This window comes from Limnospira sp. (assembly GCF_051859755.1).
In the GTDB taxonomy this organism is placed as follows: domain Bacteria; phylum Cyanobacteriota; class Cyanobacteriia; order Cyanobacteriales; family Microcoleaceae; genus Limnospira; species Limnospira fusiformis.
On the sequence record NZ_JBIMLI010000016.1, the window covers coordinates 15867 to 28544 of the forward strand.

The following is a 12678-nucleotide window of genomic DNA, read 5'->3' on the forward strand; positions in this document are numbered from 1 at the left end:
GCAACCACAACCGCAACCACAACAGGAATTTAACCCAGAATTAGCCCCGGAAAGTGTCCGCGAACCGGAACCACAACCGGAACCACAACCGCAACCACAACAGGAATTTAACCCAGAATTAGCCCCGGAAAGTGTCCGCGAACCGGAACCACAACCGGAACCAGAGGTGCATTCTGGCTCAATACTTCAACAACTACAGGATTCTCTGGAAAATCCCGAGCAATTTTCGGAGGAATTTATTGATTAGTGATGAGTTATGAGAGTTGGAGAAGGGGCAGTTTTCCGATGAGAAAATAGAGGATTGAGGACTATTTTTCTAAGGGTTCTCCTGCTTCTTTCCAGCCATTAATACTGGGGGCAAATCCTTTGATATTGTTGTAGCCTAATAGTTGTAAGGAAGCTACGGCAATGCCTGTCCGGTAGCCACTGGAGCAGTAAATAACCACCTGGCGGTCATGGGGAATATCGTCTAGGCGTTCGGTGAGGGTCCGTAGGGGAATATTAATTGCTCCTTGGATATGACCTTGCCTGTATTCGGAGGGTTCTCGGACATCAATAAATAAGGCGCGATCGCTTTGGGAAAGTTTTTTAACCTTGGCGATTTTATTTATGTTATAATAGTCGCGGGGCAACTTATGAATAAACTGATCAACACCCTGGGAAACTTCCTCGCTGGGGGTAATAATGACGGGTGTTTTGGCAGCCTCAGCGGGGGGAATTATCCCCCAATTCCACACCGGAAAAAGTAATCCCCAGCAGCAGATACTAATTACTAAAAGCGCTTTTTTGAGTTTCATAATTCCAAACCAGATCAATGGTCGATGGTTGTAGGGTAGCCACAAAACTACCCCCAACCCTATTAAACCATATCGGCATCTGTAAAGTAGATTCCCAGCCTCAGAGAGATTAACCTGCGAGACCAACAGCCACCAATTAAGTAGAGGTAGTAATATCAGCTTGGGTGACAGGTTGCTTAGGACTTTCAAGCATAGTTGATGCTGGTTGTACCCGCTGAGTCAAAGCAGCCGCCATTAGGAAAAATACACCACCAATAATCACAGCAGATAGGCGGTCATTATTCAGGAGATTTCGCATCACCCAACCAAACCCGAGAGAGACGGTGATTTGTGGTAAGACGATAAAGAAATTGAAAATCCCCATATATATACCTGTCCGGTCTGGTGGTAGACATCCCACCAACATAGCATAAGGCATAGATAGAATACTAGACCAAGCAATACCTATACCAATCATTGGTAGGAATAGGAAGTATTGATTATCAATGGTCGCCAGAGAGAATAATCCAACCGCCCCACATATTAAGCAGAAAGAATGGGCAATTTGGCGATTAGTGGATTTTGCTATTTGGGGTAAGATAAAGGAGAACCCGAAACAGACGGCATTATAAGCGGCGATACAAAGTCCAGCCCATTCTATCCCCTCAGAATATAATAGGGAATCCTGATCAACTGCGCCAAAAATATTGCGGGCAACTGCTGGGGGGAAATACAGGAAAATACAATACATTCCCATCCAGGTAAACCACTGTACCCAGGACAATTGTACCATGGTTTCTGGCATATCTCGGAAAGCATCCCAAATGTCTTTTATGCCTTGGAGAATACCGCCTTTATTTTGATTGTTGAAGTTCTGGATATCTTGGGGTGGATATTCTTGGGTGGTTAAGACAGTCCAGAGGACAGTCCCCAAAAAAACGGCCGCGCCGATATAAAAGGAAAATTTGACGGTTAAGGGAATTGCTTGTCCGTCTATTCCGACTGATGAGATGTCAAAAACATGGTTGAGAAACCAGGGGAATACGGAAGCAACTACAGCCCCTAAACCAATGAATAGACTCTGCATAGCAAAGCCTCGCGTTCGCTGGTTTTCGGGTAGTAAATCCCCAACAAAAGCCCTAAAGGGTTCCATGCTGATATTAACGGAGGTATCTAGTATCCATAAGAGACCAGCAGCCATCCAAAGACTGGAGGAACTGGGCATGAAAATTAAGGCGATCGCACTGAGAATAGCACCGACTAAAAAGTAAGGTCTTCTGCGTCCTAAAAAGTTCCAAGTGTTGTCACTCATGTGACCGATAATTGGCTGAACAAATAGCCCGGTGAGTGGTGCAGCCAGCCATAAAATGGGGATTTGGTGGGCTTGAGCGCCTAGGTGTTCAAAAATGGCGCTCATATTTGCCATTTGCAACCCCCAGCCAAACTGAATGCCGAAAAATCCGACACTCATATTGATGAGTTGAAAGAATGTTAAATGTGGTTTTTGGGATGTCATTAATTTAATCGTTATTCAGCAGTTATAGGTCATATTTTGAGAGAGTATGGGTTGAATTAGTTGGGGGGTGTTGAATGTGTAACTATGATTAGATGCAGATGTGCGTTTTTTGCCTATAGGCTTACTCCTATTATACCAAATGTCGATCGCTATATACAGCTTGTTCACCAGTCGCTTAATAAATTGCCCTCACCCTAAATCCTGGATCCCAGACAGGGAGAGGGACTTTGAGAGGTGATCAGATGATTTCTGAACAGGCTATATATCTATCTAAGGTTCAGGTTAAGTTATCTCAATTTCATAGCCAATAATGCCGCGCCTAATGCAGGTTCGTGACGGGGCCATACTATTTCAGCTTGGGGAGCGATCGCATTAATTCCAGTGATAAATTCGGAGCGTAAATTTGACCAGCCGCGCCAAATGCCACCTACTGTTACAATTTCGCAAAAATCACCGGAATTAAATAAATCAGCGATCGCCACTTGAGTAGCCAAAACCAATTCCTGAGCCACATCAGTTATGATAGTTTCTGCTACGGGGTCTCCCTCAGCCGCCACGCGGTCAATAATAGTAGATAATGCCGCCATATCTCGCACCCCTAAACCACGCCTATAAACGGCTTCTATGAGCCTTTCAGGAGACTTTAAACCGAGTTCATTGAGTAACTCTTGAGTCAAGCGAGTTGGCGGTAAACGGCCATCAAACGATCGCATAACGGCGCGCAACCCCCGGACAGCGATATCATAACCGCCGCCTTCATCACCCAAAATATAACCCCAACCACCAACCCTTTTTATTTTCCCGTGGTGGTTACGTCCAAACACCTGAGAACCTGTCCCAGCCATAGCGACAATTCCGACATCATGACCCAACCCTCCCACGAGTGCGATCAGACTATCGCCGCCAATAAAAAAATTTTCCGGTGCAATATTCCAATTAATTTGTAGTTGTTCATTGGACTGAATTTGTCGCACCAATTCCCGCACAATTTCGATATCTTCGGGGCGACCCACCCCCGCCAAACCCAACCCCAAACTACCAATACAAATCCCCGGTTGGTGATAGCTAACGGCTTGAGAAATAGCGTTTTTAATAGCCATTGTGGCGGCGGACAAACCGATACTTTGATAATTCGAGGGTCCAGCTTCTCCCCTACCTAAGACCTGATAGCGATCGTCAATTAACAGACAAACAGTTTTCGAGCCACCCCCATCAATTCCTAGTCCATAAACCATCAATAAATCACCATCACTTTATCAGTTAATTCACGGGTTCGGGCAACTAAAAAGCTGCCCGATTTTCGGCGATATTTAAGCTGTAAGTAACTTGCGAGCCCTTTCGGCGCGTGCTTCGGCAGAATCCATCACTTCGGGGAATTTATCGACAATTTCCCCGGGGTAATTTTCCAGAAGTCGAGTAGAAAGAGACACGCGCTGGCGACCCTCTTCTAGGCTAATAACTAAGGCTTTGACGGTTTGACCTATGGTAAATATATCAGGGAGAGAACCGACATATTTTTGGCTAACTTCCTTAATATGAATCAACCCAGTTACGCCTTCTAGTTCGATAAACACACCAAAAGGTTTAATACTTCCGACAGTTCCCTCTACCAGTTGACCAACTTGAAGCTGGCTAAAGGAAACGGATTGAGAAGCCATACGTTGAGACAGTACCAGCTTTTCACGATCGCGATTAAATTCGAGAACAGTGACGGTGATAGTTTCACCGACCAAAGCCTCTAAATTATCCCGAACCAGGAGATGCGATCGAGGAATAAATCCGCGCAAACAATCGGCATCTACAGTCACGCCGCCGCGATTAACGCCAGTAACTACTACCTGTAAACTTTCGGAATTTTCGGATATTTCCGACAAATGATCCCAAGCCTTTTCAACTTGCAATTTTCGCAGAGACAGTAATACCTGACCATCGGAGTTTTGGTCACGGATAATCAAAAACTCTTGTTCTTCACCTAGGGGTAAAATCTCCGATAGATTATCCCCTGCGGTGAAGGAGATTTCGGACATCGGTAAAAATCCGGGTGATTTACCACCTTTGATTTCAATATATGCACCATTAGAATCATACTCAAATACCCGACCTGTCACGATTTGCCCTTTTTGTAAATCATAATCATGAGCTTCTAGGGCTTTGGCAAAATCATCAATTGAAAACGACTGATTTCCTGTAGTCATAGAATAAACCAACCCAAAACAAATTCACACTTTAACCCGTTCTCGCACTTTCCCTGGATTTCGGAGTTTTGGCTGCTCTCTGAGAACAAAAGTCTAAGATATCCTAAGATGAGAAGCCATTTAGTAGACCGAATTGAAAGGGTTAAGCGATATGCGATCGCCAACCCCTCCAGCCTTCCCAAGTTCCTAAGATCCGGTTAGTTCCTGAGCGAACAGTTCCCTAACTTGTTTCCAGGCATCTTCAGCGGCATCTTTATTATAGCTATCTCGCTGATCACAGAAAAAACCGTGGGTGGCTTGATAACGAAAAATACGATGGGGAATCTTATATTTTTGCAGTTCCGCCTCAATTTGGTCAACCTCAGAATTAGGGATTAAAGGATCTTCGGTACCAAAGAAGCCATACAGAGTCCCTTTAATTTCGGGAGTGCGAGTAACGGTAGCAGGTCCGCCGCCGGGAGTTCCGGTAACAATTCCCGCGCCATAGAAGGAAGCGATCGCCCCCAGGTCAGGGAGGGTAGCAGCCAAATAAGTCACATGACCACCAAAACAGAAGCCAATAGCCCCAAAGGGCGCATTTTTGACATTATCTTGCTGTTTGAGGAAATCAATAGTAGCTTGAATATCGCTCAGGAGTTCCGGGGCTGTAGTTTGTTCCTTGTATTTGCGTCCCAATTGCAGATCTGCGTCGGTGTAACCGACCTCAAAACCGGGAGCCAAGCGTTGGTAAATAGCAGGAGCGATCGCCACATATCCTAGCCCAGCAATGCGATCGGTAACATCTCGGATATGGGAATTGACCCCAAAAATTTCTTGGATCACCACCACACCGGGATACGGTCCCCCCTGGGTAGGTTGCGCCAGATAAGCCGCGATATTCAGATCGCCATTTTTAACGGTAACATGATTGGTACGAATTTCTAAATCTGCCATAATTCCATGATTCAGTTATTTTCGGTAACACAGGAAAGCCAGCCCCAAAATCATCCATGGGCTGATCATGCTTTACTGGTTACACTTTAAAGTATCTCTCAAACCCGACAGTTCCCCTAACCGTCAAACCCCACCGCAGGCTAAAGTCTGCTCATACCGACCCTCTGGAAATTGGTTATGGTTCAGTTTTACATTCAACCCGATAGCGACATTCCTGCTTCCAATCAACTTTTTAACCAAATTCGGTTTGCCATAGCTTCTCGCCAGTTTCCCCCAGGACACCGCTTACCCAGCACCCGTCAACTGGCGATGCAGACAGGACTACACCGCAATACGATTAGTAAAGTTTATCGACAATTGGAAGACCATGGTTTAGTAGAAGCCCAAGCCGGGTCAGGAATTTATGTGAAAGCCTTGGGTCATGAAGGCGGTTCCCGGGCTAGTTCTCCCATTTTGGAGCATTACCCACAAGCTAACCAAATTATTCAACAGAGTTTAGATAACTTATTATCCCAAGGCTGTAGCCTCAATGAAGCCCGCGAACTATTTTTAGCGGAAATTGACTGGCGGTTACGTTGTAGCGCCCGCGTCTTAGTCACAGCCCCCACCCAGGATATTGGTATTGGTCAGTTAATGGCTCAGGAGTTAGAAGTCGCCCTAAAAATTCCGGTCCAACTCATACCCATTGAAAAACTAGCAGAAACCATAGAACAGGTTCCGTCGGGAACTGTGGTCACCAGTCGCTATTTTATCGGACAAGCGGAAGCTGTAGCAGGTCCGAGGTCGGTGCGGGTCATTCCGGTAGACATTTATGATTTTGCTAAGGAAATTGCTTTGGTTCAACAGTTACCCAAAGGAACTTATTTGGGAATTATTAGCCTCAGTTCGGGGTTGTTACGAGCCACGGAGGTGATTATTCACAGTCTGCGGGGGGATGATGTATTAGTTATGACTGCTCAACTGCCAAATGACTATAGAATTAATGCTATTGTTCGCAGTGCTAAGGTCGTGATTTGCGATCAGGCTAGTGTCAAAGCTGTTAAGGATGCCATACTGGCTAATCGTGAGGAGATTATCCGCCCCCCTCAGTTGGTTTGCTGTGAAAATTATATCGGTAGCAAGTCGATTAATTTGCTCAAGCGGGAACTAGGCTTAAATTAATGGCTCGCTACAGCTTGTTCACCAGTCGCTTAATAGATTGCCCTCACCCTAAATCTGGATCCCAGAGGGGGAGAGGGACTTTGAGATGTGATCAGATGATTTCTGAACAGGCTGTAATCTAACAATTTTCCTATTATTACGTTAGGAGTGAAGCATGAAGGCAACCCTTCAAGAAAAACCATCATTGACTAGAAACTATCCGACAACGGATACATCTGTCGCCCCGGATTTACCCAATCCTTTTGAGCATGAGTCGGAGTATGATACTGCGATCGATGATGCTGAAAATCCTTTTGACCCGCAGGATTTGGAAGATTTGGTTCTGACTGATGGCTCGGAGGGTGACTCTGAGAAATCTCCGGGTTTACTCAGGAAAATTCTGCTCTCTCCTCAAATGGGGGTTGGGGTGGTGGTGGCTTTGGCTTGTTTGTATACTCTCACCCGTCCCTGTGTGATTGGGGAATGTCGGGAAATTGACCAGGCGAGGAGTTTGGCTCAACAATCCCAAAATACTATCGAAACTGTACCGACGGCGAGAGCGCCGGGATTGGCTCGTCAGGAGTTGGTAGGAGCGATCGCATTACTGCAAAATATCCCCTGGTGGTCTCCTCATCATTTGGAGGCGCGGATGCTATTGAGGGATTATCAGTCTGAACAACAGAATTTAAGTTCTGTGGTCACGGCTTTGACTATGGCTGGGGTGGCGGCGCAAATGAGTCAAAATCCCCCCCACCCTATAGATGATTGGCTGAAAATGCAGCAGTTATGGGAAGATGCGATCGCTCAACTACAAAAAGTCACCCCAGAGAGCATTATTTATCCCTTTGCTGAAACCCGCTCAACTCAATATCGTGCCAATTTAGCCACAGTCCGTGGGCGGCTCTCATTGGAGCGAGAAGCCCAGCAAACCCTGGAAAGGGCAAAAAACACCGCACAGGTCGCCAGGGCGCGTCAGGGGGTCGCTAGACACGCGCAAAGTTGGCAATCAGTCTATGATACCTGGCAAAGTGCCACCAATATTCTGGCAGCGATTCCGCCGGGTACTATGGCTTACCAGGAGGCTCAATTATTACGGGTTCGTTATCAGCCCAGCTTGGAAGATGCTCGCGATCGCAAAACTATTGAACAGGTCGGTTTGGAAGCCTATAACCGAGCGGTAAATAATGCTGACCAAGCCCGCATTTTTGAAGAAAGGGAAGCCTGGAATGAAGCCTCTCGCTCCTGGGGTCGTGCGATTTCTTTTGCTAATAATGTGCCTCAGAGTAGTTCCTATTACCTGGAAATGCAGTCCCTAATACGAGGTTATAATGAAGCATGGCAACGGGTAAAAACTCAGGTGCAAATTGAATCGCGGTTAGAAAAAGCACGGGGGGATCTCAGTCGCACTTGTGCGGGAAATCCGAAAGTCTGCAATTATGGCATTAGTCGTGATTTGATTACAGTCCGGTTAACTTCTGAGTATGTTCAGCAAATTAAAAACTCGGCAATTGCTGGAGATAGGGCGGGAAATCCACAGCCGCGATCGCAGGCGAGAAACCATGTTAATACACTGATTGTAGCTTTGGAGTCTATTAGCGATAATGCTAAGATTCCCCTACAAGTTTATATGCCAGACGGTCAGAAAATCGGCACTCATTTTCCCTCAATGTAATACCCCTATTAGCATATTGGGCGGGCGAAGACGACCATAACCCGCCCAAACATAGCACCCAACCAAACACGCCAATTATCAATTACTTTGTTGCAGGGGAAAGGTAACAGTAACGGTTGTTCCCTGATTAATTGCACTTTCCACCTCAATTTTACCTCGATGATGATCAACGATCGCTGATACGATCGCCAAACCTAGCCCGGAACCTGATGTCTGGGGGGTGTCGGAAATCTGAGTAACTTCCCCAGATTTTTCCGCCTCTAAATTGGGGCGGGCTGGATCTACTCGATAAAAGCGATCGAAAATGTGGGGAATAGCTTGTGGGGGGATACCAATACCATTATCTTTGACTATCACCTGTAAGCCCTCAAACTGTTCTTGCCAATGGTAGTATTCTTTGGAGTTACCATGATGCGGCGATCGCTTATTTTTGGGGAGATATTGCAGAGTTAAAGACACCTCTCCCCCTCTGGGAGTATAGCGGAGACTATTACTGACTAAATTAATCAACAACCGAACCAATTGATCGCGATCGCCCTCCATAGTAAACCAATCAGTTTCGGTTTCTGGGGGTAAAGTATCACCCGCCGACAACAGGGAAGGAGGATCGACCAAATTCAGTGATAAATTAATATCAGCCGCCTCGGCGTTAGCAGACTGTTCCTCCATGACTTCCATCAGCAAAGCATCGAGGGGAACAGAAGTAAACTGAGATTCCACAATTCTACCATCGGTGCGGGCTAAAAATAGCAAATCATCCACCAAGCGACCTAAGCGTCTGGTCAACCTTTCAATAACCTGTAATTGCTGATGAATATCTGCATTAACATCAGTTTCTGCTAAAGCCACCTGGACATTAGTTTGAATAGTGGCGATCGGGCTACGGAGTTCGTGGGAAGCATCAGCCGTAAACTGTTTAAGATGTTGATAGGATTCTCGCACAGGTTCGATCGCTAATTCGGATAAAAACCAACCAATAGCCGCCACGGAAATTAAAATCATCACCCCCCCCATAGCCAAATCGGTTAATAATTGACGAATAGGCTTTGTGACCTCAAACCAGGGATGACTGACCCGTAAATATCCCAACACCTGGCGACCTCTTTCTACGCGGTCTGTGACCTGTCGCAAGACGACTTCCTGAGAGGTGAGGTGAGAATTTCCAGAAAGTTGACTAGCCAAAGACCAATGATGATCGGTTAGCCTGACAGTTTCGCCATTGCGGTGGGTATGGAGGGGAATATCAAGGGGTTGAGAGAGGGTAGACCATAACAACTCTCCGGTGGGGCTGAACCATTCTAAATCAATATGGTCATCATCAGCAGCAGCATCAACATTATTGCCAAAACTGGCTTCGACATTAACAGTGATAAGCCCCACCCCCTGGGAAGATGGGGAAATGGTGCTGAGGGCGGGTTCAATGACAAGCGATCGCTCTACTACCTCGACGACATGGTTGAGAGTGTCATCAATGCGATCGATTAAGGTATTGCGGACATACAGATAAAACCCACTAGCAAATAACAACAACAAAACGGCAGTTACAGCAGTGTACCAAATCGCTAAACGTCTTCGAGTAGCTTGGAACATAGGGGGAGACCATAACCAGAGAAAGTGGGGGTTTTTTGCCCCCACAAGTACCTAGTTAGTATACAAAAGTATGGGGGCGGGATAATTTATAATGGATAATAAATTGACTCTATTAATCTCATGCCATGACAAGAACTGATATATTATCAATGCTAACCTGGGACTTACTGAATTTGATGTGGATAGCCTGCGGGTTATTTGTGGCAGGAGTTTTAGAAGCATTCTTATGGAAAACTCCACCGTTTCAATTATTAAACTTACCCGTGCAAAAAGAATGGTTTGGCGAAAACAAAAAATGGCGGGGTCTCATTAGTCTACCCCTCACTTTTATGGTGAGTGTATTCGGGTTTCAATTCCTAGAATCATTGGCGGGAATTAACCCGGATTTTCCTATCCATTTCCAAGACTTTAAGGCGGTTGAATTTGGGTTGCTAACCGGGTTGGTATTTAACCTGTCAGAATTGCCCAACTCTTATATCAAACGTCGGCTAAATATTGCCCCGGGAGAAGAAGCGAATATCATTACTTATCTGTTTGACCATATAGACTCGACCTATGGAGTTCTGATTTTATGGTATTTTTACTTCCACTTTCCCCTACATTTTATCAGTGTGGGTTTAATCGCCACTCCCTTATTATTTATGGGTGCAACTTGGCTACGAAAAAGGTTAGGGTTGAAGTAATATCATACCATATTCACGAGTAGAGGCGGGTTCTGGAGTTGGCTATATTCCTCCCCAAAAGCAGGACATACCCGCCTGTTATAGGCGGGTGAGACTCTCTAAAAAATCAGAAAATCATCGGGTGATAACTCGGTTATCCCTGTGATATTTTGGAGTCTGGCTAAAATCTGGGAGTCGTCCCCGGTAGTATTATCACCATCACCATCATAAATGATGTAAGTATGGCTACCATCATCATAAGCAAACAGATTATTTCCATCCAAGACATTAGATGAAATATCAGTTTGAACGGTTAGGAGAATGCGGTCAGTATTGGGAATCAAATCACTAGATAAAGCGATCGCATCTCCTTCCGCCTCTCCCAGACCTGTGAAATCGGCGATCGTATCATATAACCCCGTACCAATTTGTTCAGTAATACTACCTGTACTATCAGCATTAAATGCTGTGCCGCCACCATCATCAGGGGTTTCATAGGCAAAAATGTTATTACCAGTACCACCGACCAAGTAATCACTCCCCAAACCACCAACTAGGCTATCATTACCACCCAATCCCGATAAGGTATCATTACCCCCTAGACCAATTAGGGTATCATTACCAGCGCCACCAGTCAAAAAGTCGCTAAATTCACCCCCTGTAACTGTTTGTGGATCATTAGTAGGTCGGGGTAGCCATTCAACGCTAATCATAGCGGTGGCGGTTCCACCCTGTCCATCATTAATGAAATAGGAGAACTCATCAGTTAGTGTGTCATCACGAAGTCGAGTATAATTGATGAAATTCCCGTTAGTAGTTACCAGTGCGAAGTCAGACGTGCCTCTGATACTTTCTAAGGTAAGCGGATCTTCATCTGGATCGGTATCATTAGAAACGGGGTTAAAGGAGAATTGAGTTCTAGCGTTGGTGTAAACTGGACCATAATCCACAGCCACCGGAGGCCGATTTATAAGCAGGATATCAATAGTTGTCCGAGGTTCATTACTGTCATCACTGCCATCATTCACAACCACTATTACTATGCGGTTTGTAGTGTCAGGACGATTTAAGGTATTGTTGTAAAACACGCGGGAAATAGCTGTTTGATAGTTGGCTAAAGAGGCACTACCAGAGAGGCTAAGAACCCCCGTTTCGGGATTATAGGTTTCGGCAGTGATACCCCCCGGAAGTCCGCCAATGACGGATAAACCCTCATCTTCCCCATTGATGGGATTGGTCAGAGTAATAGTTGCGGATTGGATGGTAGTATTATCTGGGTCGGTAATGCTGACATTATTAGAAGCGATCGCCACTGGCTCTCCTCCCCTTTCAAAGGTAGTAGCGAAGTTTCTGCCGCCGACGACACTGTTAGTGGTATCTAAATCAATTACAGGGGGGTCATTAACCGCCACGACAGAAATAGTGCTAACAGCTAGGGGGTTATTATCATCCCTGCCATCATTTACCACGACTTCAATAATGCGATCGCTTGTATTTGGATCGAGGGAACGATTTATATATGTTACCGTTGCCAAAACCTCTTCGTAAACACTCAGGGAATTTTCCCCAGAGAGTCTTAGCACCCCGGTAGTTTGATTATAATTAGCCGTAATATCGGTATCACCCGTATTAACTGCTAATTCCTCAAAATCCCCATCTAACAGATTAGTAATCCTGACAGTAGCGCCCACTAGGCTATCATTATCAGGGTCGGTAATCCTAACACCATCACCAGAAGCGATCAAAACTGGTGGCTCTTTTTCGGTGAAAGTAGTGGCAAAATTAAGGGTTCCCGAATCATCAGGACTCAGATCCACAACAGGAAGTTCATTAACCCCGGTGACAGTAATGGTGACGGTAGCCGTGGCTGTAAGACCCATATCATCAGCTACTGTGTAAGTAAACGTATCTTCTAAAGTTTCCCCTTCCTGCAATGCTATAAATGATTCTACCTCCCTTGGGTCAAAGGTGTAGCTACCATTAGGATTAACCGTAACTGTAGCACCCCGAGAAGTATTAGAGTCAAAATCAACCACCTCTAACGGACCCCCTTCCGGGTCGGTATCATTAACCAAAACTCCTTGAGCCGCATTTACAGTTAAGACTGTATTCGCCGGGATACTATTGCTATCATCGACAGCAACAGGAGGTTCATTAACTCCAGTTACAGTAATGCGGACGGTAGCCGTAGCCT

General features: G+C 45.6%; 10 protein-coding genes and 1 pseudogene. 4 read left to right on the forward strand and 7 right to left on the reverse strand.

All coding sequences use genetic code 11. The features are described from left to right. Positions 1-247 (forward strand): annotated as a pseudogene (locus ACTIE0_RS04745) (energy transducer TonB); the annotation flags it as partial. A gap of 61 nt (positions 248-308) precedes the next feature. Here the strand turns inward: ACTIE0_RS04745 and ACTIE0_RS04750 are convergent. From ACTIE0_RS04750 to ACTIE0_RS04770, 5 genes are all read right to left on the reverse strand, one after another. Beyond that, entirely contained in the window at positions 309-797 is a 489-nt protein-coding gene (locus ACTIE0_RS04750; RefSeq protein WP_006668065.1) for a rhodanese-like domain-containing protein, read from the reverse strand. 136 nt (positions 798-933) lie between these two features. Then, positions 934-2292, reverse strand: a complete 1359-nt coding sequence (locus ACTIE0_RS04755) for an MFS transporter (protein ID WP_006620823.1) — start codon at positions 2290-2292, stop codon at positions 934-936. Positions 2293-2579: 287 nt separating this feature from the next. After that, positions 2580-3527: an N-acetylglucosamine kinase gene (locus ACTIE0_RS04760; protein ID WP_006620822.1), complete on the reverse strand. Its 948-nt coding sequence runs from the start codon at positions 3525-3527 to the stop codon at positions 2580-2582. Between the two features lie 75 nt (positions 3528-3602). Next, on the reverse strand, positions 3603-4487 hold the full coding sequence (locus ACTIE0_RS04765; protein WP_006620821.1) for a S1 RNA-binding domain-containing protein: 885 nt from the start codon (positions 4485-4487) through the stop codon (positions 3603-3605). Between the two features lie 186 nt (positions 4488-4673). Next, entirely contained in the window at positions 4674-5420 is a 747-nt protein-coding gene (locus tag ACTIE0_RS04770) for a dienelactone hydrolase family protein (RefSeq protein WP_006668064.1), read from the reverse strand. A gap of 177 nt (positions 5421-5597) precedes the next feature. Between ACTIE0_RS04770 and ACTIE0_RS04775 the strand changes: the two genes are divergently transcribed. Both ACTIE0_RS04775 and ACTIE0_RS04780 read left to right on the forward strand, forming a co-directional pair. Next, entirely contained in the window at positions 5598-6581 is a 984-nt protein-coding gene (locus ACTIE0_RS04775; protein WP_006620819.1) for a GntR family transcriptional regulator, read from the forward strand. A 154-nt stretch (positions 6582-6735) separates the two neighbouring features. Further along, a complete protein-coding gene (locus ACTIE0_RS04780) occupies positions 6736-8232 on the forward strand; it encodes a hypothetical protein (RefSeq protein ID WP_006668063.1) in 1497 nt (498 codons plus the stop codon). A gap of 78 nt (positions 8233-8310) precedes the next feature. Here the strand turns inward: ACTIE0_RS04780 and ACTIE0_RS04785 are convergent, their stop codons facing one another. Next, on the reverse strand, positions 8311-9822 hold the full coding sequence (locus ACTIE0_RS04785) for a sensor histidine kinase (protein ID WP_006620817.1): 1512 nt from the start codon (positions 9820-9822) through the stop codon (positions 8311-8313). A 125-nt stretch (positions 9823-9947) separates the two neighbouring features. On the opposite strand from ACTIE0_RS04785, the gene ACTIE0_RS04790 reads away from it, so the two are divergent. Beyond that, positions 9948-10505: a CDP-archaeol synthase gene (locus ACTIE0_RS04790; RefSeq protein WP_235677592.1), complete on the forward strand. Its 558-nt coding sequence runs from the start codon at positions 9948-9950 to the stop codon at positions 10503-10505. A 98-nt stretch (positions 10506-10603) separates the two neighbouring features. On the opposite strand, the gene ACTIE0_RS04795 is transcribed toward ACTIE0_RS04790, so the two are convergent. Next, positions 10604-12678 (reverse strand): cadherin-like domain-containing protein (locus tag ACTIE0_RS04795; protein ID WP_439516850.1); only part of this gene is annotated, 2075 nt, incomplete at its 5' end.

Bases quoted from the DNA above. Each gene is read 5' to 3' on its own strand.
- ACTIE0_RS04790 (WP_235677592.1), top strand. From the start codon at position 9,948: ATGACAAGAACTGATATATTATCAATGCTAACCTGGGACTTACTGAAT.
- ACTIE0_RS04750 (WP_006668065.1), bottom strand. From the start codon at position 797: ATGAAACTCAAAAAAGCGCTTTTAGTAATTAGTATCTGCTGCTGGGGA.
- ACTIE0_RS04770 (WP_006668064.1), bottom strand. From the start codon at position 5,420: ATGGCAGATTTAGAAATTCGTACCAATCATGTTACCGTTAAAAATGGC.
- ACTIE0_RS04775 (WP_006620819.1), top strand. From the start codon at position 5,598: ATGGTTCAGTTTTACATTCAACCCGATAGCGACATTCCTGCTTCCAAT.
- ACTIE0_RS04760 (WP_006620822.1), bottom strand. From the start codon at position 3,527: ATGGTTTATGGACTAGGAATTGATGGGGGTGGCTCGAAAACTGTTTGT.
- ACTIE0_RS04780 (WP_006668063.1), top strand. From the start codon at position 6,736: ATGAAGGCAACCCTTCAAGAAAAACCATCATTGACTAGAAACTATCCG.
- ACTIE0_RS04765 (WP_006620821.1), bottom strand. From the start codon at position 4,487: ATGACTACAGGAAATCAGTCGTTTTCAATTGATGATTTTGCCAAAGCC.
- ACTIE0_RS04755 (WP_006620823.1), bottom strand. From the start codon at position 2,292: ATGACATCCCAAAAACCACATTTAACATTCTTTCAACTCATCAATATG.
- ACTIE0_RS04785 (WP_006620817.1), bottom strand. From the start codon at position 9,822: ATGTTCCAAGCTACTCGAAGACGTTTAGCGATTTGGTACACTGCTGTA.